This is a genomic window from Pseudomonas alloputida (genome assembly GCF_021283545.2).
GTDB classification, from domain to species: Bacteria; Pseudomonadota; Gammaproteobacteria; order Pseudomonadales; family Pseudomonadaceae; genus Aquipseudomonas; species Aquipseudomonas alloputida.
In genome coordinates this window covers 690,298-712,500 of the sequence record NZ_CP128540.1, presented here as the reverse complement: position 1 = coordinate 712,500, position 22,203 = coordinate 690,298, and the positions used below count along the sequence as shown (strand labels likewise).

Annotated in this window: 22 protein-coding genes and 1 pseudogene; 16 read left to right on the top strand and 7 right to left on the bottom strand. The window is 63.0% G+C overall.

All coding sequences use genetic code 11. The features are described from left to right. Positions 1-125 precede the first annotated feature (125 nt). Positions 126-1,619: a CoA-acylating methylmalonate-semialdehyde dehydrogenase gene (locus tag LU682_RS03165; protein ID WP_003255276.1), complete on the bottom strand. Its 1,494-nt coding sequence runs from the start codon at positions 1,617-1,619 to the stop codon at positions 126-128. 73 nt (positions 1,620-1,692) lie between these two features. Continuing rightward, positions 1,693-3,039 (bottom strand): omega-aminotransferase AptA, encoded by a 1,347-nt coding sequence (gene aptA / locus LU682_RS03160; protein ID WP_010951866.1) that lies wholly within the window; start codon positions 3,037-3,039, stop codon positions 1,693-1,695. 118 nt (positions 3,040-3,157) lie between these two features. Here aptA and LU682_RS03155 point away from each other — a divergent pair, with 118 nt between their 5' ends. The 5 genes from LU682_RS03155 to LU682_RS03135 all read left to right on the top strand — a co-directional run bounded on the left by LU682_RS03155 (position 3,158) and on the right by LU682_RS03135 (position 7,510). Then, on the top strand, positions 3,158-4,075 hold the full coding sequence (locus LU682_RS03155; protein ID WP_003255278.1) for a LysR family transcriptional regulator: 918 nt from the start codon (positions 3,158-3,160) through the stop codon (positions 4,073-4,075). A gap of 90 nt (positions 4,076-4,165) precedes the next feature. After that, on the top strand, positions 4,166-4,828 hold the full coding sequence (locus tag LU682_RS03150) for a TetR/AcrR family transcriptional regulator (protein WP_232857443.1): 663 nt from the start codon (positions 4,166-4,168) through the stop codon (positions 4,826-4,828). A 9-nt stretch (positions 4,829-4,837) separates the two neighbouring features. After that, the gene (locus LU682_RS03145) at positions 4,838-5,422 is read left to right on the top strand and encodes an IMPACT family protein (RefSeq protein ID WP_010951864.1); all 585 of its coding nucleotides are present in this window, start codon (positions 4,838-4,840) and stop codon (positions 5,420-5,422) included. A 368-nt stretch (positions 5,423-5,790) separates the two neighbouring features. Then, complete coding sequence (locus tag LU682_RS03140) at positions 5,791-6,477, top strand: SDR family oxidoreductase (RefSeq protein WP_010951863.1); 687 nt, start codon at positions 5,791-5,793, stop codon at positions 6,475-6,477. An 85-nt stretch (positions 6,478-6,562) separates the two neighbouring features. After that, positions 6,563-7,510 (top strand): adenosine deaminase, encoded by a 948-nt coding sequence (locus tag LU682_RS03135; RefSeq protein ID WP_010951862.1) that lies wholly within the window; start codon positions 6,563-6,565, stop codon positions 7,508-7,510. Between the two features lie 20 nt (positions 7,511-7,530). Here LU682_RS03135 and LU682_RS03130 read toward each other — a convergent pair whose 3' ends face one another. After that, on the bottom strand, positions 7,531-8,244 hold the full coding sequence (locus LU682_RS03130; protein ID WP_010951861.1) for an ArsR/SmtB family transcription factor: 714 nt from the start codon (positions 8,242-8,244) through the stop codon (positions 7,531-7,533). 489 nt (positions 8,245-8,733) lie between these two features. On the opposite strand from LU682_RS03130, the gene LU682_RS03125 reads away from it, so the two are divergent. Next, positions 8,734-8,931, top strand: coding sequence for a hypothetical protein (locus LU682_RS03125; protein ID WP_003255284.1), 198 nt, complete (start codon positions 8,734-8,736; stop codon positions 8,929-8,931). Here LU682_RS03125 and LU682_RS03120 read toward each other — a convergent pair. After that, entirely contained in the window at positions 8,882-10,063 is a 1,182-nt protein-coding gene (locus LU682_RS03120; protein WP_003255285.1) for a multidrug effflux MFS transporter, read from the bottom strand. The two genes, LU682_RS03125 and LU682_RS03120, sit on opposite strands and share 50 nt — an antisense overlap. A 107-nt stretch (positions 10,064-10,170) precedes the next feature. Next, the gene (locus tag LU682_RS03115; RefSeq protein ID WP_010951860.1) at positions 10,171-10,368 is read right to left on the bottom strand and encodes a heavy-metal-associated domain-containing protein; all 198 of its coding nucleotides are present in this window, start codon (positions 10,366-10,368) and stop codon (positions 10,171-10,173) included. Positions 10,369-10,513: 145 nt separating this feature from the next. On the opposite strand from LU682_RS03115, the gene LU682_RS03110 reads away from it, so the two are divergent. From LU682_RS03110 to LU682_RS29910, 5 genes and pseudogenes are all read left to right on the top strand, one after another. Then, the gene (locus tag LU682_RS03110) at positions 10,514-10,900 is read left to right on the top strand and encodes a hypothetical protein (protein ID WP_010951859.1); all 387 of its coding nucleotides are present in this window, start codon (positions 10,514-10,516) and stop codon (positions 10,898-10,900) included. Positions 10,901-10,952: 52 nt separating this feature from the next. Then, positions 10,953-13,352, top strand: coding sequence for a heavy metal translocating P-type ATPase (locus LU682_RS03105; RefSeq protein ID WP_010951858.1), 2,400 nt, complete (start codon positions 10,953-10,955; stop codon positions 13,350-13,352). Continuing rightward, positions 13,349-13,759, top strand: coding sequence for a Cu(I)-responsive transcriptional regulator (gene cueR / locus LU682_RS03100; RefSeq protein WP_004576995.1), 411 nt, complete (start codon positions 13,349-13,351; stop codon positions 13,757-13,759). The genes LU682_RS03105 and cueR overlap by 4 nt, the downstream gene beginning before the upstream one ends. Positions 13,760-13,926: 167 nt before the next feature. Beyond that, positions 13,927-14,964 (top strand): annotated as a pseudogene (locus tag LU682_RS29915) (cache domain-containing protein); the annotation flags it as partial. Between the two features lie 138 nt (positions 14,965-15,102). Then, on the top strand, positions 15,103-15,870 hold the full coding sequence (locus LU682_RS29910) for a methyl-accepting chemotaxis protein (protein ID WP_370688781.1): 768 nt from the start codon (positions 15,103-15,105) through the stop codon (positions 15,868-15,870). Between the two features lie 68 nt (positions 15,871-15,938). Here the strand turns inward: LU682_RS29910 and LU682_RS03090 are convergent, their stop codons facing one another. Together LU682_RS03090 and LU682_RS03085 are read right to left on the bottom strand one after the other, a co-directional pair. After that, positions 15,939-16,718: an AraC family transcriptional regulator gene (locus tag LU682_RS03090; protein WP_010951856.1), complete on the bottom strand. Its 780-nt coding sequence runs from the start codon at positions 16,716-16,718 to the stop codon at positions 15,939-15,941. Positions 16,719-16,807: 89 nt separating this feature from the next. Next, complete coding sequence (locus LU682_RS03085) at positions 16,808-18,085, bottom strand: acetyl-CoA C-acetyltransferase (RefSeq protein ID WP_010951855.1); 1,278 nt, start codon at positions 18,083-18,085, stop codon at positions 16,808-16,810. A 117-nt stretch (positions 18,086-18,202) separates the two neighbouring features. On the opposite strand from LU682_RS03085, the gene LU682_RS03080 reads away from it, so the two are divergent. The 5 genes from LU682_RS03080 to LU682_RS03060 all read left to right on the top strand — a co-directional run bounded on the left by LU682_RS03080 (position 18,203) and on the right by LU682_RS03060 (position 22,196). Continuing rightward, complete coding sequence (locus tag LU682_RS03080; protein WP_049587208.1) at positions 18,203-19,555, top strand: 3-oxoacyl-ACP reductase; 1,353 nt, start codon at positions 18,203-18,205, stop codon at positions 19,553-19,555. Between the two features lie 2 nt (positions 19,556-19,557). Next, positions 19,558-20,409: a MaoC family dehydratase gene (locus LU682_RS03075; RefSeq protein ID WP_060489223.1), complete on the top strand. Its 852-nt coding sequence runs from the start codon at positions 19,558-19,560 to the stop codon at positions 20,407-20,409. A gap of 77 nt (positions 20,410-20,486) precedes the next feature. Next, entirely contained in the window at positions 20,487-20,792 is a 306-nt protein-coding gene (locus LU682_RS03070; protein WP_003255298.1) for a MazG-like family protein, read from the top strand. Further along, positions 20,789-21,538 carry a methyltransferase domain-containing protein gene (locus LU682_RS03065; protein WP_010951851.1) on the top strand — a complete coding sequence of 250 codons (750 nt, stop codon included), beginning with the start codon at positions 20,789-20,791 and terminating at the stop codon, positions 21,536-21,538. Before LU682_RS03070 ends, LU682_RS03065 begins: the two co-directional genes overlap by 4 nt. A 22-nt stretch (positions 21,539-21,560) precedes the next feature. Next, a complete protein-coding gene (locus tag LU682_RS03060) occupies positions 21,561-22,196 on the top strand; it encodes a DUF4136 domain-containing protein (RefSeq protein ID WP_049587205.1) in 636 nt (211 codons plus the stop codon). The last annotated feature ends 7 nt before the right edge of the window (positions 22,197-22,203 follow it).

Genomic DNA, 22,203 nt, shown 5'->3' with positions numbered 1-22,203 from the left:
AAGGGTTGTGGCGGACACATCTCACAGCCAACACCCTCTCAAAACAGTTCCTCCCCAACAGCAACAACCAACCCCCAAAAACAAAGCGGGGAGGCCTGACGGCCTCCCCGCTTCATCTACTTCCCTTACAGGCTAGGGAATGCAAACTGCGACGCTTCATGGCTGGCCCGCTGCGGCCAACGCTGGGTAATGGCCTTGCGACGGGTATAGAAGCGCACACCATCCGGGCCATAGGCATGCAGGTCACCAAACAGCGAACGCTTCCAGCCACCGAAGCTGTGGTAGGCCACCGGCACCGGCAGCGGTACGTTCACACCCACCATACCCACCTCGATCTCGTCGCAGAACAGACGGGCCGCTTCACCGTCACGGGTAAAGATACAGGTGCCGTTGCCATACTCGTGATCGTTGATCAGCTGCATGGCCTGCTCCAGGCTATTCACACGGACCACGCACAGCACCGGGCCAAAGATCTCCTCTTTATAGATGCGCATCTCCGGGGTCACCTTGTCGAACAGGGTGCCACCCACAAAGTAGCCATCTTCATTACCCGCCACACGGAAGCCACGGCCATCCACCACCAGCTTGGCGCCAGCAGCAACACCGTCATCGATGTAACCCACGACCTTGTCACGCGCTGCCGCAGTCACCAGCGGGCCCATGTCCAGGCCGCACGAGGTGCCGGCACCAATCTTCAGCGCCTTGATCTGTGGCTCCAGCTTGGCAATCAGGGCATCGGCCACTTGGTCGCCCACGCACACGGCTACCGAAATGGCCATGCAACGCTCGCCACACGAACCGTAAGCCGCGCCCATCAGTGCACTGACGGCGTTGTCCAGGTCGGCATCCGGCATCAGCACCGCATGGTTCTTCGCGCCACCCAGGGCTTGTACACGCTTGCCACGCTTGGTGCCTTCGGCATAGATGTACTCGGCGATCGGGGTCGAGCCCACGAAGCTCAGTGCTTTGACTTCCGGCGCTTCGATCAGCGCATCCACCGCTTCCTTGTCACCGTGCACGACGTTGAGGATGCCCTTCGGCAGGCCAGCTTCCAGCAGCAACTGGGCAATGTACAGGGTCGAGCTCGGGTCACGCTCGGAAGGCTTGAGGATGAATGCGTTGCCACAGGCGATGGCCAGCGGGTACATCCACAGCGGCACCATGGCCGGGAAGTTGAATGGGGTGATACCGGCAACCACGCCCAGCGGCTGGAAGTCGGACCAGGCGTCGATGTTCGGACCGACGTTGCGGCTGTACTCGCCCTTCAGCACTTCTGGGGCTGCACACGCGAACTCGACGTTCTCGATACCACGCTTCAGTTCACCGGCGGCATCTTCCAGGGTCTTGCCGTGCTCTTCGCTGATCATCTGCGAAATCTTGGCTTCGTTCTGCTCCAGCAGTTGCTTGAAGCGGAACATCACCTGGGCGCGCTTGGCCGGAGGGGTGTTGCGCCAGGCCGGGAAGGCTGCCTTGGCCGAGTCGATCGCTTCCTGCACGGTTGCGCGGCTGGCCAGTTCGACCTTGCGAACGGCCTGGCCAGTGGACGGGTTGAAGACATCGGCGGTGCGCTCACCCTTGGTAACCAGTTCGCCGTGAATCAGGTGCTGAACAATGCTCATGCAAAACTCCAGATAAACAAAGGAGAGCCAGGCGCGCGCTGCGGGCATACGCCTGGCATCAATATCGGAAAGATCAGTCGATCAGGTTCAGGGTTTCGCCAACAGCATCGAACAAGCGGTCCAGTTCCTGCGGCTTGGTATTGAAGGTTGGGCCGAACTGCAGGGTGTCGCCACCAAAGCGTACATAGAAGCCCGCTTTCCACAGCTTCATGGCCGCTTCGTAAGGGCGAACGATGGCATCACCGTCACGGGCGGCGATCTGGATGGCGCCGGCCAGGCCGTAGTTGCGGATATCGACGATATTCTTGGTGCCCTTCACGCCGTGCAGCAGCTTCTCGAAATGCGGCGCCAGTTCAGCCGCGGACTGCACCAGGTTTTCCTTCTGCAGCAGGTCCAGCGCGGCGAGACCGGCGGCACAGGCTACCGGGTGCGCCGAATAGGTGTAGCCGTGTGGGAATTCCACGGCGTATTCCGGGGTCGGCTGGTTCATGAAGGTCTGGTAGATCTCGCTGCTGGCAATCACTGCGCCCATCGGGATGGCGCCGTTGGTCACCTGCTTGGCGATGCACATCAGGTCCGGGGTAACGCCGAAGGCTTCCGAGCCGGTCATCGCGCCCATGCGGCCGAAGCCTGTGATCACTTCGTCGAAGATCAGCAGAATGTTGTGCTGGGTGCAGATTTCACGCAGGCGCTTCAGGTAACCCTTTGGCGGCGGCAGCACACCGGCCGAACCGGCCAGCGGCTCGACGATGACTGCTGCGATGTTGGAGGCATCGTGCAGCTCGATCAGCTTGAGCATTTCGTCAGCCAGCGCGATACCGCCCTCTTCCGGCAAGCCTTTCGAGAAGGCGTTCACCGGCAATACAGTGTGAGGCAGGTGGTCGACGTCCAGCAGCTGGCCAAACATCTTGCGGTTACCGTTGACGCCACCCAGGCTGGTACCGGCGATGTTCACGCCATGGTAACCACGGGCACGGCCGATGATCTTGGTCTTGGTTGCCTGGCCTTTCAGGCGCCAGTAGGCACGCACCATCTTCAGTGCGGTATCGGCGCACTCGGAACCGGAGTTGGTATAGAAGACGTGATTCAGATTGCCCGGAACCAGCTCGGCGATCTTTTCCGCCAGCTGGAACGACAGCGGGTGGCCGAACTGGAACGCTGGGGAGTAGTCCAGCGTACTCAGTTGACGGGTCACCGCGTCAGCGATTTCCTTGCGAGTGTGCCCTGCGCCGCAGGTCCACAGGCCGGACAGGGCGTCGAAGATCTTGCGCCCGTGGTCATCGACCAGGTAGTTGCCTTCGGCCGCCACGATCAGGCGTGGGTCGCGCTGGAAGTTGCGGTTGGCGGTGTAGGGCATCCAGTGGGCGTCCAGCTTGAGCTGGCTGGCGATACCGGCAGGACCAGTTTCGGGCATGTTCATCGGCGGTTCCTCGGAAGACGATTAGGCAACGATGGATGTTGTTGCAGCTAAATTGGCACGGCGATAGAGTCTGAAAAAGCCTACATTTCTAACCTTCAGACAGGCCGTGACTAAACTAATGAGCCGACGCCCCGATCCACTCGCCCAAGTCAGCGATTTCGACATCCGCCTGCTGAAGATCTATCGCAGCGTCGTCGAGTGCGGTGGCTTCTCGGCTGCCGAAAACGTACTGGGCATTGGTCGCTCGGCCATCAGCCAGCAGATGAACGACCTCGAGCAACGCCTCGGCCTGCGCCTGTGTCAGCGCGGCCGCGCCGGTTTCTCGCTGACGGAGGAAGGCCGCGAGGTCTACCATTCAGCCCTGCAACTGCTCAGCGCGCTGGAAACCTTCCGCACCGAGGTCAACGGCCTGCACCAGCATTTGCGCGGCGAGCTGAACATCGGCCTGACCGACAACCTGGTGACCCTGCCGCACATGCGTATCACCCATGCCCTGGCGGAACTCAAGGATCGGGGCCCTGATGTGCGCATCCAGATCCGCATGATCGCCCCCAGCCAGGTCGAGCACGGCGTGCTCGACGGCAGCCTGCACGTTGGCGTCGTACCACAGACCAGCCCGTTATCGGGGCTTGAGTATCAACCGTTGTACAGCGAACGCTCGCTGCTGTACTGCGCGGTTGGCCACCCGCTGTTCTACGCCGACGACCAGCAGATAGACGACGAGCGCCTCAACAGCCAGGAAGCCATCACCCCCACCTTCCGCCTGCCGGCCGACATCCAGGCGCACTACCAGGCGCTGAATTGCACAGCCAGTGCTTCTGACCGCGAGGGCATGGCGTTTCTCATCCTTACCGGGCGCTATATCGGCTACCTGCCCGACCACTACGCCATGTTCTGGGTGCAGCAAGGCCGTTTGCGTGCGCTCAAACCCAAGGAGCGTTTTTATGACCTGAGCCTGAGCTGGGTTACCCGCAAAGGCCGGCGCCCCAACCTGGTGTTGGAAAGCTTCCTCGAAAGCCTGGCTGCGACACGTTGATGCCTGTCTGTGCCGCAAACGCTTGTCACTTCGGCACAGGCAGGTAATCTTGTCCCACAGCCGCAGCCACTGCACCGTACGGAATCGTCCATGACCCTAGAAGTCCCTGCGCATCGCCTCTCCGCCTCGGGCAAGCCCGCGGGCCGTATCCGCCAGAAGAACGAACAGGCCATTATCCAGGCCGCCGAAGATGAATTCGCCCGCCATGGTTTCAAGGGCACCAGCATGAACACCATCGCCCTCAAGGCGGGGTTGCCCAAGGCTAACCTGCATTACTACTTCACCAACAAGCTGGGCCTGTACATCGCCGTGCTCAGCAACATCATCGAGTTGTGGGACAGCACCTTCAACGCCTTGAGCGTCGATGACGACCCCGGTGAAGCCCTGAGCCAGTACATCCGCACCAAGATGGCGTTCTCCCGGCGCAACCCGCAAGCTTCGCGCATTTTCGCCATGGAAGTGATCAGCGGTGGCACCTGCCTGACCGAATACTTCAGTGCCGACTACCGCGAATGGTTCCGCGGCCGTGCTGCGGTATTCCAGGCCTGGATCGAAGCAGGCAAGATGGACCCGGTCGACCCCGTACACCTGATCTTCCTGCTTTGGGGCAGCACCCAGCACTACGCTGACTTCGCCACCCAGATTTGCCAGGTGACTGGCCGCAGCCGCCTGACCAAGCAGGACATGGAAGACGCGAGCAACAACCTTATCCACATCATTCTGAAGGGCTGCGGCATCACGCCGGCTGCCTGACCGTCCTTTATGCCTTCTACCCTGCTCGACCTCTGCGAATACCGCGAGGAAATCCGCAAAAGCCGCTTCATCACCCTCGCCGGGCCGATCAGCAGCGCCGCCGAAGCGATGAGTTTCATCGAACGTCACAGCGACCTGGCCGCTACCCACAACTGCTGGGCCTGGAAACTCGGCGCGCAGTACCGCAGCAGTGACGACGGCGAACCCGGCGGCACCGCAGGGCGGCCGATCCTGGCAGCCATCGAAGCGCAGGACTGCGATCAGGTGGTGGTGCTGGTGATCCGTTGGTACGGCGGCATCCAGCTGGGTACCGGCGGCCTGGCCAGGGCCTATGGCGGCGGCGCCAACAAGTGCCTGCAACAGGCGCCCAAACGCCTGCTGGTGCAGCGCAGCCATTTCAGCTGCAGTTGCAGTTTCAGCGAGCTGGCGCTGGTGAAGCTGCGTCTGGCCGAGGTTGACGGCCTGGTCCTGGATGAACAGTTCACCGCCAATGGTGTGGACCTGGTGATTGCCCTCGGTGACGCCCACCTGGCGCCATTGCAACAGCAACTGGCGGACCTGAGCCGCGGGCGTATTTTGCTCGAAGCACGCTGAACATTGCCCACAACAACTGTGGGCCCGCCTGTGGATAAGCTTGGGGCACTCTCTTGCAGGCTAGTGATTTCGAGGCCCCCAGAGCTTTGATCATATTTTGATCACTATTTGATGACAGTCGTAAACTGCTGAATGTGCGCGACTTATCCCCAGCGAACCGCCCATCCAAGCCGCACCCCTCTTGCTCACCTTGCACACAATAACTGTGGACCAGCTTGTGGATAACCCGTGCGCCAACGGGCGAAGCGCCCGGCACCGCAAGGCCCAGACAAAACTGACCATTTTTTAACCAGACGCAAACCAGGCACGCGTATTCGCCGTGACGTATGCTCAATTCCTTTCTCCTACACCGATAAAGGAATGTTCCGATGGCTAATTCAAGAACTGCCCTCATCATCGGCGCCTCGCGCGGGCTTGGCCTGGGTTTGGTACAACGCCTGCACGAAGACGGCTGGCACATCACTGCAACCGTCCGTAACCCGCAGCAGCCCGGCGGCCTGGCGAACGTCCCCGGCGTGCACATTGAGCAGCTGGAAATGAACGACACCGTTCAGCTCGACAGCCTGCAGCAACGCCTGCAAGGCCAGGTGTTCGACCTGATATTCGTCAACGCCGGGGTCATGGGCCCCCTGCCGCAAGACCTGGAGGCAGTACACAACAGCGACATTGGCGATCTGTTCATGACCAACGCCGTGGCGCCGATACGCGTGGCTCGCCGCCTGGTGGGTCAAATACGCGAAGGCAGTGGTGTGCTGGCTTTCATGAGCTCGATCCTGGGAAGCGTCACCATCCCAGACGGTGGCGAAATCTGCCTGTACAAGGCCAGCAAGGCGGCACTGAACTCGATGATCAACAGCTTCTTCGTTGAGCAGCAGCGCCCGGACCTGTGCGTGCTGGCCATGCACCCGGGCTGGGTGAAAACTGACATGGGTGGCGAAAACGCCGAAATCGATGTGCTCACCAGCACCCGCGGCATGATCGAACAGATCAAGGCCCAAAGCGGCAAGGGCGGCCTGCGTTTCATCAACTACAAGGGCGAACCCTTGGTCTGGTGATTCACCAGGTCGCAGCCCGGCTGGGCGCATTGCCCAGCCAGCCCCTGTAGAATGGCCGCAACCGTACCTGATTGAGATGACCACTATGTATGACTGGTTGAACGCCCTGCCCAAGGCCGAACTGCACCTGCACCTGGAAGGCTCACTGGAGCCAGAGTTGCTGTTCGCCCTGGCCGAGCGCAACAAGATCGCCTTGCCCTGGGCCGATGTGGAGACCTTGCGCGGTGCCTATGCCTTCAACAACCTGCAGGAGTTCCTCGACCTGTATTACCAGGGCGCGGATGTGCTGCGCACCGAGCAGGACTTCTACGACCTGACCTGGGCCTACCTGCAACGCTGCAAGGCCCAGAACGTGATCCACACCGAACCCTTCTTCGACCCGCAGACCCACACCGACCGCGGCATTGCTTTCGAAGTGGTGCTCAACGGCATCAGCCAGGCGCTCAAGGATGGCCGCGAACAACTGGGCATCAGCAGCGGCCTGATCCTCAGCTTCCTGCGCCACCTCAGCGAGGATGAAGCGCAAAAGACCCTCGATCAGGCATTGCCGTTCCGCGATGCGTTCATTGCCGTAGGCCTGGACAGCTCGGAGATGGGCCACCCACCCAGCAAGTTCCAGCGGGTGTTCGACCGCGCCCGTAGCGAAGGCTTCGTCGCCGTTGCCCATGCTGGCGAAGAAGGCCCGCCCGAGTACATCTGGGAAGCCCTCGACCTGCTGAAGATCAAACGTATCGACCATGGCGTGCGCGCCATCGAGGACGAGCGCCTGATGCAGCGCATCATCGACGAGCAGATCCCGCTCACGGTGTGCCCGCTGTCCAACACCAAGCTCTGCGTGTTCGACCATATGAGCCAGCACAACATCCTCGACATGCTCGAGCGTGGTGTGAAAGTCACCGTCAACTCGGACGACCCGGCCTACTTCGGTGGCTACGTCACGGAGAACTTCCACGCTCTGCATACCCACTTGGGCATGACCGAAGACCAGGCACGTCGCCTGGCGCAGAACAGCCTGGACGCACGGCTGGTTTGAGTAGCATGACGACGTTGCGCTCAACCGACCTGCAACGTCGCCACGCGGGCTATGCGATTGATCTGCTGGATACCCAGCGCCGAAATATGCAGTGCCCGCGAGTCCTCCAACTCGCGCATCCAGCCAGATTGCAGGAACAACCTGAACAAGGCCTGGCCCAGTACGCCACCCAGATGCGGGCCCTGGTCATTCCATTCGGTGCAGCGGCAGATCACGCAACCTCGTTGCTGGTGTGGCGCCAGGGCATCGATGTACACCCCGACCAAGGCCAACTGCGCCCGCCCCTCGTCACTGACCCTCAAGTGCCGTCCGCTGCCTTCCAACCAGCCAGCCACCACCATGCGATGGTACAGCTCACTGGCCAACTCCCCACCCAGGTGATCGCCACAACGGCGCGCCCGGCGCATTGATAGCGGCAGCGACGATACCGGCGCTTCGGCACGCGTACCCCTGGCGCTTTCCAGCTGTACGCTGGCCAAGGCCTCTACCGCTGCTCCGACCTGCGGGGTAGCCAGGCAGAAGTAACGTTTGCGGCCCCTGGCTTCATGCCTGAGCAAACCGGCCGACGACAGCAGCGAAAGGTGTGCGCAGGCTGACGATGAAGTCAGGCCAGTCATTATCGCGAGCTCATTGGCCAACCGTGGTGTGCCATCGATCAATGCCCACAACATGGCACTGCGCTTGGGGTCGGCCATCAGGCTGGCAATTTGGCTGATACTGCTGGCTGCGTTCATGTCCTTATAACTCCCTGCAAGTTCACGGTGGGGATGCGATGGCCAACCCTGCCAGGGAAGCGCCTCTCGCTGGCACTGGCCTGGCTCGCCAGTATAAGCCGCAGAAAAACGCCGGTCAGACGACCAGGTGCCGTCGTACTCATGACGAAAAACCACTGGGTATGCCTACCCATTGCAAGCAGCGAAGCGGCTTCGAAAACGCCCCGGAACCAAGTCAAACAAGGCACCGGTACACCCACACAAATGCGCTGAAACATCTTGATGAAAACAAACTTGCAGCCATTTCAGATGTGGCCCACAGCAACCTTCCACAAATAGCGCGAAACAAAGCGAAGGTTCTGCAGGTTTGCAGGCATTGCGCCCAAAGTAGGAAGCACCGCCAGGGAAATGCACACACTTACCGTCAGTCAGGAGGCTGAAGCCGTGTCATGGCAGGCTGGCGGGCCAGCGCTACACTTGAGCGGCTCCCCTTCCTGGAGGTATGCAGCGATGAAAATTATCGTAAGTGCGTCGAGCCGAAACCCCGCCTGCCCTTGGCAAGTCCAGCTCGATCAGCATGTGGTCAGTTTTCGCAGCGAGGCTGAGGCGCGCGCCTTCGTCGCCACGCTGGAAACCCGGCTGCAGGCACCTCACCCGCTTATGCGGGAGCCTTGGCCTGCAAACGCCGGGTCAACAGCGCAACACTGACCACCAGCGCCCCGCACAGGCTGATCACGATTGCCATGGGCACCGCACTGCCATCATGCAGTAGCCCGACCAGCGCCGCAGCACCCGCAGCTACGCTGAACTGCACGCAGCCCATCAGTGCCGAGGCGCTGCCGGCACGCGCGCCCTGTCCACTCATGGCGCAGGCCGAAGCATTGGGAATGATGCAACCAAGGCTGGCGATACAGATGAACAGCGGCACCAGTAGCGGCCACAATTGCGCAGGGCGCAACGCCGCCACGCCCAGCAGCACCAGGCCCGCAACCAGATACAGCCACACCGCACGGCCCAGCAGGAAGGCCGGCCCGCGTTTGGCCAGCAGGCGGGCGTTCACCTGCGCCACCAGAATAAAACCTGCGGCGTTGGTACCGAACAGCCAGCCGTAGTGCTCAGCGGGCACGCCATACAGTTTGATGAACACGAAAGGTGAACCGGCGATATAGGCGAACATGCCGGCAATGGCGATACCGCCGGTCAGGGCATGGCCGAGAAAAACCCGGTCAGCCAGCAGCCGCAGGTACTGGCGCAAGGCGCCAGACAGCGGTTGGCGGGGTATATGCTCGGGCAGGCTTTCCGGCAGGCCCAGGCTTACCGCAAGCAGGCAGCCGGCACTGAACAGGCTCAGCGCAAGGAAGATCGACTGCCAGCCGGCCAGGTTCACCAGCACCCCACCCAACATCGGTGCCAGGATCGGCGCCAAGCCCATGACCAGCATCAGTTGCGAAAACACTTTGGCTGAAGCTACCGGGTCGCACTTGTCGCTGACGATGGCCCGCGAAAGCACCATGCCGGCACAACCACCCAGTGCCTGGATGAAGCGCGCCACCACCAAGGTATCGAGGTTGGGGGCGTAGGCACAGGCCAGTGATGCCAGGGTGAACAGCGTAACGCCGAACATCAGCGGTTTGCGTCGGCCAAAGCGGTCGGCAACCGGCCCATAGGCCAACTGCCCGATAGACAGGCCCAGGAAGTAGGCGGCCAACGTGGCCTGGACGTGTTTTTCATCGGTGGCGAACGCTTGCGCCATGGCCGGAAAGGCTGGCAGGTAGAAGTCGATCGCCAAGGGCCCGAACGCACTGAGTGCGCCCAGGATGAGCACCATTCGCAGGTTCATCAGGAATCCATAGCAGGCTAAGCAAGTGACTGATTCTACCTGCTGTGGACCCTGTCAATGTGAAAAGATTTGCAACACTGTTAGCCCCGGAGGGAGCAATCAGGTCTTCAGGCGAGTTCGGCCTGATACCCCTCATCCCGAATCGCAGTGAGGATCTGCTCCTGCGCCAACTCGCTCTGCACACGCACCTGTTTGCCTGCCAGATCAACTTCCACCCTGGCCGCCGCATCCCGCTCCTGCACCGCGCGGGTCACGGCTTTCACGCAATGGCCGCAGGTCATGCCTTGTACATTGAACACTTGCATGGGGGTTACCTCCTTCAGGTTTTTCACAAGTCTCAAGCTTGCCATCAGGACAAGGTCAAGCCCTGCCTGCAACACCCGGGGTGGAAATCCGCGTCCGCGTCGGCCAAGCTGCGCCTTTGACGATCAGGCAAGCAGGAGATTTTTCATGTTCAGGGCAGCATTGGGCGTCGTCGGGCTCTTGGGCGCGCTGGCTGTGGTGCCACCGGCATTCGCCGAGGGCAACTCGGCCTACAGCGTACTGATCATTTCCCGGGAGCGCCTGGAAGTGGCCACCAGTTGCGAAATCGGCGTGTACCTCAACGACCAGCTTTCCGGGCGCGTTTTCCAGGAGCAGTCCACCTCGTTCAACCTGCCGCCTGGCACGGTGGATGTGCGCCTGCGCCTGCTGCCTGGGCAAATGCCGGGTTGCGCCCCAGGTATAGAGGACCAGCGCAGCACACGTTTGAATCTGCAGGCGGGCCAGATCAACAAATACCGCATCGCCATGGGGCAATATGGGCTGGAGTTGAAACGAGCCGACCTGGGCTATTGACCTTGCCTGCGTGGCAAGGTTGATGCTGGAGGCCTGTCCAAGGAGGAGAGCCATGCCCGCATCCACCACATACGACCTGCCGATCTCCGGCATGACCTGCGCCAGCTGTGCTGGCCGGGTCGAGCGCGCCCTGCGCAAGGTCACCGGCGCTGAACAGGTCAGCGTAAACCTCACCACTGAAAAAGCTCGGGTTCTGGCCCCGCCTGCCAGCCTGCCAGCCTTGGTCGAAGCCGTGCGCGAGGCCGGTTACGGGGTACCAACCCGCACCCTCGAACTGCAGATAGGCGGCATGACCTGCGCCAGTTGTGTCGGCCGAGTAGAGCGCGCCCTGGGCAAATTGGCCGGGGTCGAGCAGGTCAGCGTCAACTTGGCCAGCGAACGCGCGCACCTCGAAGTGCTTGCCGCGCTTGATGACAACCTGCTGATCGACGCTGTGCAAAAGGCAGGCTACAGCGCCAGCCTGCCGCAATCGACCAAGGACGACCAAAGCGCTGTCCAGCGCCGCCTGCGCAACGAGCGCCTGGCAGTCGGTGCAGCCTTGCTGTTGGCCCTGCCGCTGGTATTACCCATGCTGGTACAACCGTTCGGCTTGCACTGGATGCTACCCGCCTGGGCGCAGTTCCTGCTGGCCACACCCGTGCAGTTCATTCTCGGTGCCCGCTTCTACATTGCAGCCTGGAAGGCCGTGCGCGCCGGCGCCGGCAACATGGACCTGCTGGTGGCCCTGGGCACCAGCGCTGGTTATGGCCTGAGCCTGTACCAATGGGCACAGGCTCCCGCCGGCATGGCCCCGCACCTGTACTTCGAAGCCTCAGCCGTGGTGATTGCCCTGGTATTGCTGGGCAAGTACCTGGAAAGCCGCGCCAAACGCCAGACCGCCAGTGCCATCCGAGCCCTCGAAGCCCTGCGCCCGGAACGCGCCTTGCGCGTGGTCGACGGCGTGGAAGAGGACGTGGCCATCGCCCACTTGCGCGTGGGCGACCTGGTACTGGTCAAGCCCGGCGAACGCTTCCCGGTCGACGGCGTGGTCGAAGACGGCAGCAGCCATGCCGATGAGGCCCTGATCAGCGGCGAGAGCCTGCCAGTGCCCAAGCAACCCGGTGACAGCGTCACCGGTGGCGCCATCAATGGCGAAGGCCGGCTGCTGGTGCGTACCCAGGCGCTGGGCACCGAGACCGTGCTGGCGCGCATCATCCGCCTGGTGGAAGACGCCCAGGCCGCCAAAGCGCCGATCCAGAAGCTGGTCGACCGTGTCAGCCAGGTGTTCGTCCCGGCCGTGCTGGTACTGGCGCTGATCACCCTGATTGGCTGGTGGCTGGCTGGGGTACCGCTGGAAACCGCGCTGATCAACGCCGTCGCCGTGCTGGTCATCGCCTGCCCCTGCGCCCTCGGCCTGGCCACGCCCGCCGCGATCATGGCCGGTACCGGGGTCGCCGCCCGCCACGGCATCCTGATCAAGGATGCCGAAGCCCTGGAGCGTGCCCATGCGGTCAACCGCGTAGTGTTCGACAAAACCGGCACCCTCACCTCCGGCAGCCCGCAGGTGGTTCACAGCCAGGCGCTGGACGGCAACAGCGCCGACCTTTACCGCCTGGCCGGCGCCCTGCAGCGTGGGAGTGAACACCCGCTGGCCAAGGCGGTGCTGGTGGCCTGTGCAGAGCAAGGGCTGGACGTGCCAACCGTTGCCGACAGCCAGTCGCTGACCGGGCGCGGCATTGCCGGTCGCGTTGAAGGCCGTGAACTGGCGCTGGGCAACCGCCGACTGCTTGACGAAAGCGGTCTGCAGCCCGGCGAGTTGGCCGCCCAGGCCCAGGCCTGGGAAGCTGAAGGGCGCACACTGTCGTGGCTGATCGAGCGCGGCAAGCAACCGAGAGTGGTGGGCCTGTTCGCCTTTGGTGACAGCCTCAAGCCTGGCGCTGCGCAGGCCATCGAAACCCTTCACGCCCAACACATCAGCAGCCACCTGCTGACCGGTGACAACCGTGGCAGCGCCAACGTGGTTGCCGAGGCCCTGGGCATCGACGATGTGCATGCCGAAGTGCTACCGGCCGACAAGGCCGCGACCGTGGCCGCGCTCAAGCAGGAAGGAGTGGTCGCCATGGTTGGCGATGGTATCAACGATGCACCGGCGCTGGCCGCGGCCGACATCGGCATTGCCATGGGTGGCGGTACCGACGTGGCCATGCAGGCCGCCGGCATCACCCTGATGCGTGGCGACCCGCGCCTGGTGCCCGCCGCGCTGGAAATCAGCCGCAAGACCTACGCGAAGATCCGCCAGAACCTGTTCTGGGCCTTCATCTACAACCTGATCGGCATTCCGCTCGCCGCGCTGGGTTACCTCAACCCGGTACTGGCAGGAGCCGCCATGGCCCTGTCCAGTGTCAGCGTCGTCAGCAATGCACTGTGGCTTAAAACGTGGAAACCCACCAGCAGCACCCAGGAGGCGCCATGAACATCGGCCAGGCCGCCCGCCGCAGCGGGCTCAGCACCAAGATGATCCGTTACTACGAATCCATCGGCCTGCTCAAACCCGCCACTCGCAGCGACAGCGGCTACCGCCTGTACCAGGCGCAAGACTTGCACAACCTGGCCTTCATCAAGCGCTCCCGCGACCTGGGCTTTTCCCTCGAGGAGGTCGGCAAGTTGCTGACCTTGTGGCAGGACCGCCAACGTGCCAGCGCCGATGTGAAGGCGCTGGCCATGCACCACATCGATGAACTGAACCGGCGCATCGAGGAGCTGGTGAGCCTGCGCGACACCCTCGGCGAGCTGGTTTCGCACTGTCAGGGTGACGACCGCCCGGACTGCCCGATCCTCAAAGACCTGGCCAATGGCGCTGCAGGTAGCTGCTGTCACTGAGCTGCCACGCGCCTTTGGCATGCCATAAATGTCCAAACACGACCGAATAGTCACCAACCACGACTTTATCCAATAAATACGGGCGTTTTGGCTTCATAAAACCCGGATGCTGCCGATGCAGTTGCTACCTGCCTCGTGTGTCGAAAACAAAAATTCCGGGAGCGTCGATGAGCATCAAACAGAAATTGACCTGGGCATTCGCGGTCATCGCCGGCTTGCCCATCGTTCTGGTGGCCACCCTGGTGGTCATCAACCTGCGCGGCGAAGCCCGCGACGGATTCCTCGACAGCAGCAGCCGGGAAATCCGCCAGGTCAGCAATGCGATGAACATCTTCTTCCAGGGGATCAACCAGAACGTCGAGTACATGGCTTCCCAGCCAATGGTTGCCGCCACGGGCAGCGAGCTGAACAAGTACATGAGCGCAACCCCGTCCTACGAACTGGGCGAGCAGGCCAGCAAAATTCTCGACTTCATGACTCGCCTGGCCAACTCACATCCCGCCTACGCCTACCTGTCCTACGGGGTGAATGACGGCGGCTACACCGGCTGGCCGGCCGGCCAGAAGTTTGTCAATTATGACCCACGCACGCGCCCCTGGTACCAACTTGCCATGGCCAACCCTGGCAAGACGATGCGTACCGGCGCCTACTACTGGGCCGCCGACGATGCAGTGCTGGTCAGTACCGTGCGCACCGTGGCCAACCAGCTGGGCAACCCCGGCGGCGTGGTCAACATCGACGTGTCGCTCAAGGGCCTGACCGAGATCGTCAAGCAGATCAAACTGGGCGAAAGCGGCTACCTGATGCTGGTGGAAAGCAACGGCAACGTGATGGTCGACCCGCGCGACGCCACCCACAATTTCAAGCAGCTGGGAAGCTTTGGCGACGGTTATGCCAAGCTGGCCAAAGCCGGCAAAGGCCTGGTCGAGGTCGAACTCAATGGCGTGCACTACATGGCCAACGTCTACCCCGACCAGCAGCTGGGCTGGACCTTCATCGGCCTGATCGAACAAAGCGAAGTGATGCAGACCACCACCCGGCTCACCTGGCTGATCGGTGTCATCGCTGTGGTGTTGGCCGCGCTGTTCGCGGTGGTCGGTGCGGCCTTCGCCAAACTGATCGTGCGCCCGATCAACAGCGTCACCAATGGCCTGGAAGACATTGCCCAAGGTGAGGGTGACCTGACCCGCAACCTGGAAATCCGCGGCCGCGACGAAACCGCGCAACTGGCCAACTGGTTCAACCAGTTCCTCGGTGCCATTCGCAGCCTGATCCAGCACATCGGCACTGCTGCCAGCAAGATCCTCAGCACGTCCAGCAGCTCGACCCGCGTCTCCAGTGACATGGCCGAGGCGGCCGGCCGCCAGCGCGAAGCCGTGGACATGGTTTCCACCGCATTCCACGAAATGGTCGCCACCGCCAATGAAGTGGCACGGTCCTGCAGCCAGGCGGCGCAGTCGGCCGATAGCGGCCAGCAGCAGGCCCGCGAAGGGCAGCAGCAGATCGATGCGGCGGTACACAGCGTTGATCGCCTTAGCCACGAAATCGAGCAATCGGCCCAGTCGATCCAACAGCTGGAGCGTGACAGCAACGCCATTCAGTCGATCCTCGGCACCATCCGTTCGATTGCCGAACAGACCAACCTGCTGGCCCTGAACGCCGCCATCGAAGCGGCCCGTGCCGGTGAGCAGGGCCGCGGCTTTGCCGTGGTGGCCGACGAAGTGCGGGCGCTGGCCAAGCGTACTGCCGACTCCACCGCCGAAATCGACGGTTTGCTGGGCAACCTGGCCAGCCGTACTGCCGAAGTGGCCGAGCAGATGCACGCCAGCCTGGAAGTGTCGCAGCAGTCGGTCAGCCGCATTGGCCTGGCCCGCGACAGCTTCGGGCAGATCCGTGAGTCGGTGGACGTGATCCGCGACATGAACACCCAGATCGCCACGGCAGCCGAAGAACAGCATCAGGTGGCTGAGGACATCAACCGGCACATCAGCCAGATTCACGGGGATGCGCAGTTGGTGGCCGAGCTGGCCCAGGCGGCGCGCCAGGACTCCGAGAGCCTGGCCGGGCTGTCCAATGAGCTGGATACGCTGGTGCGCAGGTTCCGCACCTGATGATGCATGGCCTGTGCCGGCCCTTTCGCGGATAACCCCGCGAAAGGGCCGGCACAGGAAACCGAAAATCAGAGCTTCAATTCCCCCGGTGTCGCGCCAAATAGCTGCTTGAATGCCGCAATGTAGGCCGAGGTGGAGTCATACCCACACCCCAGCGCCGCCTCGGTCACATTCTCCCCCGCCTCCAGCAACGCCAGCGACGACAACAGCCGCATGCGCTGGCGCCAATTACGAAAGCTCAACCCGGTCTCCCGTTGAAACAACCGCATCAGCGTCTTTTCCGAACACCCCAGCTCCCGCGCCCACTGCTGCAAGGTCTGCGGCTGGTCTGGTGCAGCGATCAAGCCATTGCACAGCGCCAGCAAACCAGGGTGGCGGGGCAACGGCAGCGAAAAACCGACTTCCGGCAAGCTGCGCAACTGATCGAGCAGCACCGCTACCAGTCGCGCCTCGGCGCTGTCGTCCTCTGGGTAATCCGCCGGGAACAGGCAGAACTGCTTGATCAGCTCGCGCGCCAGCGGCGTCACTTCCAGCACCCGGCATTGTTCCGGCGCCCATGGGCAGGCATCGCGGCGCACGTACAGGCTGCGCATCTCGGCTTGCATCGAGGTGACCACTTCATGCTCGGCATCGGCGGGGATCCACACCCCCCACTGCGGTGGGGCAAAGTAACTGCCGTCGCGTGTGTACACGCCGAGTACGCCGCTGATGGCGTAGGAGAATTGCACCCAGTCGTGCTGGTGGCGAGTGGTCCACGATCCGGCGCCAAGGCTTTCGGCACGGGCGTAGAGGGGTCTGGGCAGGTGTTCCAGCGCGGGGATAGCGCGGGGGTGTCCGATGATCGGCATGGTATTTTCTTTTAGTTCTGACCAGACAAGCCTAACAGCTGGATCATGATCGAGGCACTCGCCGCCTCTGCCGTTACCCTGGAGGTACTTCAGCGCTCGACGATAACGGTCACCCCCTGCCCGCCTGCCGCACAGATCGAAATCAGCCCGCGCCCCTTACCCGCCGTTGCCAACAGCTTGGCCAGGTTGGCCAATATCCGCCCACCGGTTGCCGCAAACGGGTGCCCGGCCGCCAGCGAACTGCCCCTGACATTGAGTTTGCTGCGGTCGATCGCGCCAAGCGGCGCCTCCAGGCCCAACCGTTCACGGCAGTAATCGGCATCTTCCCAGGCCTTGAGCGTGCACAGCACCTGGGCCGCAAAGGCTTCGTGGATTTCGTAGTAGTCAAAGTCCTGCAGCGTCAGGCCATTGCGTGCCAGCAAGCGCGGCACGGCATACACCGGCGCCATCAACAACCCTTCGCGCCCCGTGACAAAATCCACCGCAGCGGTTTCGCCATCGACCAGATAGGCAAGCACCTGCAACCCCTGCTGCTGCGCCCACGCCTCGCTGCCCAACAGCACCAGCGAAGCACCATCGGTCAACGGCGTGGAATTACCCGCCGTCAACGTGCCCTGCCCGCTGCGGTCAAAGGCTGGTTTGAGTCTGGCCAACTGTTCAAGACTCAGGTCGGGGCGCAGGTTGTTGTCCCGTGCCAGCGAAAGAAACGGCGTCAACAGGTCGTCCTGCCAACCCTCGGCATAGGCAGCGGCCAGCTTCTGGTGGCTAAGCAGCGCCAATTCGTCCTGCTCGGCGCGGCCAACGCGCCAGGTGTGGGCCATGCGCTCGCAATGCTCGCCCATCGACAACCCCGTACGCGGCTCGCTATTGCGTGGCAGCTCGGGTTTCAGGTGATGAGGCCGCAGCTTGAGGAAGGGCTTTAACCGTTCGCCAAGGCTTTTGCCACGGTTGGCCTGCAGCAATATATGGCGCAAGCCTTCGTTGACGGCGATCGGCGCATCGGAGGTGCTATCGACACCGCCTGCAATACCGCAGTCGATCTGCCCCAGGGCAATCTTGTTGGCTACCAGCAGCGCAGCCTCCAGCCCGGTACCGCAGGCCTGCTGGATGTCATAGGCCGGGGTCTGCGGTGACAGGCGCGAACCCAAGACGCACTCGCGGGTCAGGTTCATGTCGCGCGAGTGCTTGAGCACGGCACCGGCCACCACCTCGCCCAACCGCAGCCCGTGCAGGCGATAGCGTTCGATCAAGCCTTCAAGCGCGGCCGTGAGCATCGCCTGGTTGCTGGCCGTAGCGTAGGCGCCATTGGAGCGGGCGAAAGGGATCCGGTTGCCGCCCAGGATTGCGACCCGGCGAGTTGAACGCATGCGCGTGTTCCTCCTGAAACAATTTGTTCGGTACAGCCTAGGTGTTTTTACCGCATTCGAACGACCCTGCCGCAAAGTTGGTCCACACTTTCAAGCTTGCCTTTCGGGAGACCCCTCATGAGCGATCGCTACCTCGGTTTTGCCAACTCCAATCTCGGCCGCCGCCTCGTGGATGCCCTTGGCCTGCCACGCCCGGCGCCACTGGAGCGCTGGCAGGCTGGCCGCCTGCGGCCGGTGGAAGGTGCCCTGGTACTGGGTGGCGGGCCACTGGCGAAGCAGGTCGAAGCCATCGCCCCGCGCCTCACGGACGAGGTATACAGCTTCAATGCCGACAACCTGCAGGCTGAAGCCTGGGTGGCCGGCCTGGGGCCGAAAATCAAGGCCGTGGTATTCGATGCCAGTCACTTGTCCGACAGCGATGCACTGAAGCAGTTGCGTGAATTTTTCCAGCCGCTGTTACGCAGCCTGGCCCCATGCGCCCATGTACTGGTGCTGGGCCGTGCACCGGAAGGCCTCGACGACCCACTGGCCAGCGTTGCACAGCGTGCCCTTGAGGGCTTCAGCCGCTCACTGGCCAAGGAACTGCGCAATGGCGCTACTGCCCAGCTGCTGTATGTCGCCCCCGGTGCCGAAGATCAGCTGGAAGGCGCCCTGCGCTTCTTCCTCTCGCCAAAGAGTGCCTTCATCTCTGGCCAGGTACTGCGCCTGCAAGGCTGCACCAGCCAGGTGGAGGACTGGACCCGCCCACTAGGCGGCCGCCGTGCGCTGGTCACGGGGGCTGCTCGCGGTATCGGCGCCGCCATTGCGGAAACCTTGGCACGAGACGGCGCCGATGTGCTGCTGCTGGATGTACCGCAGGCCAGCAAGGACCTCGACGCCCTCGCTGCACGCCTCGGCGGCAAGGCACTGCCACTGGACATATGCGCGAGCGATGCGGCAACGCAACTGCTCGCGGCCCTGCCCGACGGCATCGATATCGTGGTGCACAACGCCGGTATCACCCGCGACAAGACGCTGGTCAACATGACGCCGGAATACTGGGACGCCGTGCTGGCCGTGAACCTCAAGGCACCGCAAGTGCTCACCCAGGCGTTGTATGACAACGGTGCGCTGGGGGAAAACGCGCGCATCACCCTGCTGGCCTCGGTCAGCGGCATTGCCGGCAACCGCGGGCAGGCCAACTATGCCGCGAGCAAGGCCGGGCTGATCGGTTTGGCCCAGGCCTGGGCGCCACGGCTCGCCGAGCGCGGTGGCAGCATCAACGCCATCGCTCCCGGTTTCATCGAAACCCACATGACTGCAGCCATGCCCATGGGCCTGCGCGAGGCGGGCCGGCGCCTGAGTTCACTGGGCCAGGGGGGGAGCCCGCAGGATGTCGCCGAAGCCATTGCGTGGCTCAGCCAGCCAGGCTCCGGGTCGGTCAACGGCCAGGTGCTGCGGGTGTGCGGCCAGGCACTGATGGGGGCTTGAACATGAGCCGACAATGGCACGACCTGCACAACCCTGCCGCCCGCGCCAGCCTGTACCTGCGCGCAGCCAGCAAACGCTCCATCAGCGGCGAACGGCTGCCGGACGATGGCCTGCGCTGTTTCATTCGGGTCCAGCCGGGCAATCTGGGTGCCTACCGAAGGCTTTGCCACTTTCCCGATGATGGCCGCCTGCCGGGGACCTATCCACATGTGATGGCGTTCGCCCTGCAATTGCAGCTGATGACGGCCGATGATTTCCCCTTCCCGCTGCTTGGCCTGGTACACCTGCACAACCGCATCGAAGTGCTGCGCCCGCTTGGTGCTGTCGAAGGACTGCGCTTTGCGGTGTACACGCACAACCTGCAGCGCCATGCCAAAGGTGGCACCTTCGACCTGGTCACCGAGGCTGAAGATGGTATCGGCCTGCTCTGGCGCGAAACCAGCCGCATGTTGGTGCGTGGCTTGGCCCTGGAAGGCGAGGCAAGTGAGCCCGCCGACCCTGAGCCTGATCCGTTGGCCGAGGCCACCCGCTGGTACGCCGACAGTGATATCGGCCGGCGTTATGCCAAGGTGTGCGGGGATTACAACCCTATCCATCTCAGTGCCGTCAGTGCGCGGTTGTTCGGCTTTCCCACGGCCATTGCCCATGGCATGTGGACCAAGGCCATGGCCTTGGCCGCGCTGCGCGGGCACTTGCCGCACAGTGGCTATGCCTTTGAGGTGGACTTCCGCAAGCAGGTGAGGTTGCCTTCGGAGGTGGTGCTCAGTGCCAGTGAAGCGGGCCCTTCGGGCCAACTGCGCCTGGACGGGCACGGGGACGTGCTGCATATGGTCGGCCGTTGGGAGAGCCTGTAGGGCCGGGCCTGTCCTGGCGGATACGCTTGCTTTGCATCGGGCCTGGGCAGAAGCTATGCAGCAATAGGAGACCCCCGATGAACCTGCAAGAACTCACCCAACGCCTGCATCAGATCCGCGATACCAATGACTGGCGCGGCTTCCACAGCCCGAAGAACCTGGCCATGGCCGCCAGCGTCGAAATGGCCGAACTGGTAGAAATCTTCCAGTGGCTGAGCGAGGACGAATCGCGCCAGCTGCCTGCCGACAAACTCGCCCACGCCGGCCAGGAGATCGGTGACGTGGTGCTCTACCTGTTGCTGCTGTGCAGCGAACTGGGTCTGGACATGGACCAGGTGGTGCGTGCCAAGCTGGCCGACAGCGAGAGGCGCTTCGCCCGATGAACGACCGTCATTTCGATGAGCTGGCCACCCGCTTTGCCGAAAAGATCTATGGCGGCGCCAAGGGTGCGATCCGCCTGGCCGTGCTGCAGGCCGACCTGGCCGAAGCGCTACCCGACCGCCCGCTACGCATCCTCGACATCGGCGCCGGGTTGGGCCACATGGCCTTGTGGCTGGCCGAGCGCGGCCACCAGCTGACCCTGGCCGAACCTGCGGCGCCCATGCTCGACGGCGCCAGGGCACGCTTTGCCGAAGCCGGCCAGACCGCGACTTTCATCCAGGCGCCCTGGCAAGACCTCCTCGGCCAACTGACCGAGCGCTACGACCTGGTGCTCTGCCACGCCGTGCTCGAATGGCTGGCCGAACCCGAGAGCATCCTGCCGGTGCTGCACCAGCTCACGGCCCCCGGCGGTTGGTTATCGCTGGCCTTCTACAACCGCGACGCCCTGGTCTATCGCAACCTGCTCAAGGGCCATTTCCGCAAGTTGCGCAGCAACCGGCTGGAAGGTGAAAAGCAGAGCCTGACCCCTCAGAAACCGCTTGATCCACGCGAACTCAAGGCGCAACTTGAGCCTATGTGGCTGGTTGAAAGCGAAAGCGGCGTGCGGGTGTTTCACGACTATATGCCCAAGGAATTCCAGGGCAAGGCCGAGCTGCTCGACCTGCTGGAAATGGAACTGGCCCACCGTCGCCACCCCACCTTCGCCGGGCTTGGCCGCTACCTGCACTGGGTTTGCCGCCCCCGCTAATCCGCCGCGCCGGGAGAAATACATGCCGTACCGTCTGTTGTGCCTGGCCCTGCTGCCCATTGCCCTGGCTGGCTGCCAGGGCAGCAACCCGTATGTGGCCAGCAGCCGCCCGTTACCACCGGCCCCCGCCCAGGCGGCCACCACCTTCGACGCCAGTGCTTACCCTGCGCCCGCTCGTGATTATGGGCACTACCGCAGCTGGAGCTGGCGCAACGGCCAGTTGCCCAGCGGCACTGTCGATGCCGACCCGGCGCAACTGGCCGATGCCGTCAGCGGTGCGCTCGACCAGCATGGCCTGCGCCCCTCTCGCGCAGGCCCTGGCGACTTGCTGGTGAGCGCCGATATGCGCCTGGAAAAACGCTTGCGCCAAGTGCGTGACTACGACACCTACGACCCCTACTACGGGCCGTACCCCTATGGAGGTGTCGGCTATGGCGGCTACCGCCACGGTTATGGAGGCTATGCCAGCGTGCCCATCGTGCGTACCTACGAGGTCGAAGTCCTGGTGGTGCGCATCGACCTGTACGACGCCCGCAGCGGCCAGCCGGTCTGGAGCGCCAGCGCCGAAAGCAGCAGCAACAAGGACTCGCCCCGCGAACGCGAAAGTGCCTTGCGCGACTCTGTGCACAAGGCGCTCAGCGGCTATCCTCCCAGTTAATAGCTAA

What these genes read in the sequence shown, in the direction of transcription:
- LU682_RS03140 (WP_010951863.1), top strand. Translation starts at nt 5,791, where the DNA reads ATGGCTAATTCAAGAACTGCCCTCATCATCGGCGCCTCGCGCGGGCTT.
- LU682_RS03085 (WP_010951855.1), bottom strand. Translation starts at nt 18,085, where the DNA reads ATGCGTTCAACTCGCCGGGTCGCAATCCTGGGCGGCAACCGGATCCCT.
- LU682_RS03090 (WP_010951856.1), bottom strand. Translation starts at nt 16,718, where the DNA reads ATGCCGATCATCGGACACCCCCGCGCTATCCCCGCGCTGGAACACCTG.
- LU682_RS03105 (WP_010951858.1), top strand. Translation starts at nt 10,953, where the DNA reads ATGCCCGCATCCACCACATACGACCTGCCGATCTCCGGCATGACCTGC.
- LU682_RS03060 (WP_049587205.1), top strand. Translation starts at nt 21,561, where the DNA reads ATGCCGTACCGTCTGTTGTGCCTGGCCCTGCTGCCCATTGCCCTGGCT.
- LU682_RS03080 (WP_049587208.1), top strand. Translation starts at nt 18,203, where the DNA reads ATGAGCGATCGCTACCTCGGTTTTGCCAACTCCAATCTCGGCCGCCGC.
- LU682_RS03135 (WP_010951862.1), top strand. Translation starts at nt 6,563, where the DNA reads ATGTATGACTGGTTGAACGCCCTGCCCAAGGCCGAACTGCACCTGCAC.
- LU682_RS03120 (WP_003255285.1), bottom strand. Translation starts at nt 10,063, where the DNA reads ATGAACCTGCGAATGGTGCTCATCCTGGGCGCACTCAGTGCGTTCGGG.
- LU682_RS03150 (WP_232857443.1), top strand. Translation starts at nt 4,166, where the DNA reads ATGACCCTAGAAGTCCCTGCGCATCGCCTCTCCGCCTCGGGCAAGCCC.
- LU682_RS03065 (WP_010951851.1), top strand. Translation starts at nt 20,789, where the DNA reads ATGAACGACCGTCATTTCGATGAGCTGGCCACCCGCTTTGCCGAAAAG.
- LU682_RS29910 (WP_370688781.1), top strand. Translation starts at nt 15,103, where the DNA reads ATGGCCGAGGCGGCCGGCCGCCAGCGCGAAGCCGTGGACATGGTTTCC.
- LU682_RS03070 (WP_003255298.1), top strand. Translation starts at nt 20,487, where the DNA reads ATGAACCTGCAAGAACTCACCCAACGCCTGCATCAGATCCGCGATACC.
- LU682_RS03110 (WP_010951859.1), top strand. Translation starts at nt 10,514, where the DNA reads ATGTTCAGGGCAGCATTGGGCGTCGTCGGGCTCTTGGGCGCGCTGGCT.
- LU682_RS03130 (WP_010951861.1), bottom strand. Translation starts at nt 8,244, where the DNA reads ATGAACGCAGCCAGCAGTATCAGCCAAATTGCCAGCCTGATGGCCGAC.
- LU682_RS03155 (WP_003255278.1), top strand. Translation starts at nt 3,158, where the DNA reads ATGAGCCGACGCCCCGATCCACTCGCCCAAGTCAGCGATTTCGACATC.
- LU682_RS03115 (WP_010951860.1), bottom strand. Translation starts at nt 10,368, where the DNA reads ATGCAAGTGTTCAATGTACAAGGCATGACCTGCGGCCATTGCGTGAAA.
- LU682_RS03165 (WP_003255276.1), bottom strand. Translation starts at nt 1,619, where the DNA reads ATGAGCATTGTTCAGCACCTGATTCACGGCGAACTGGTTACCAAGGGT.
- aptA (WP_010951866.1), bottom strand. Translation starts at nt 3,039, where the DNA reads ATGAACATGCCCGAAACTGGTCCTGCCGGTATCGCCAGCCAGCTCAAG.
- LU682_RS03075 (WP_060489223.1), top strand. Translation starts at nt 19,558, where the DNA reads ATGAGCCGACAATGGCACGACCTGCACAACCCTGCCGCCCGCGCCAGC.
- LU682_RS03145 (WP_010951864.1), top strand. Translation starts at nt 4,838, where the DNA reads ATGCCTTCTACCCTGCTCGACCTCTGCGAATACCGCGAGGAAATCCGC.
- cueR (WP_004576995.1), top strand. Translation starts at nt 13,349, where the DNA reads ATGAACATCGGCCAGGCCGCCCGCCGCAGCGGGCTCAGCACCAAGATG.
- LU682_RS03125 (WP_003255284.1), top strand. Translation starts at nt 8,734, where the DNA reads ATGAAAATTATCGTAAGTGCGTCGAGCCGAAACCCCGCCTGCCCTTGG.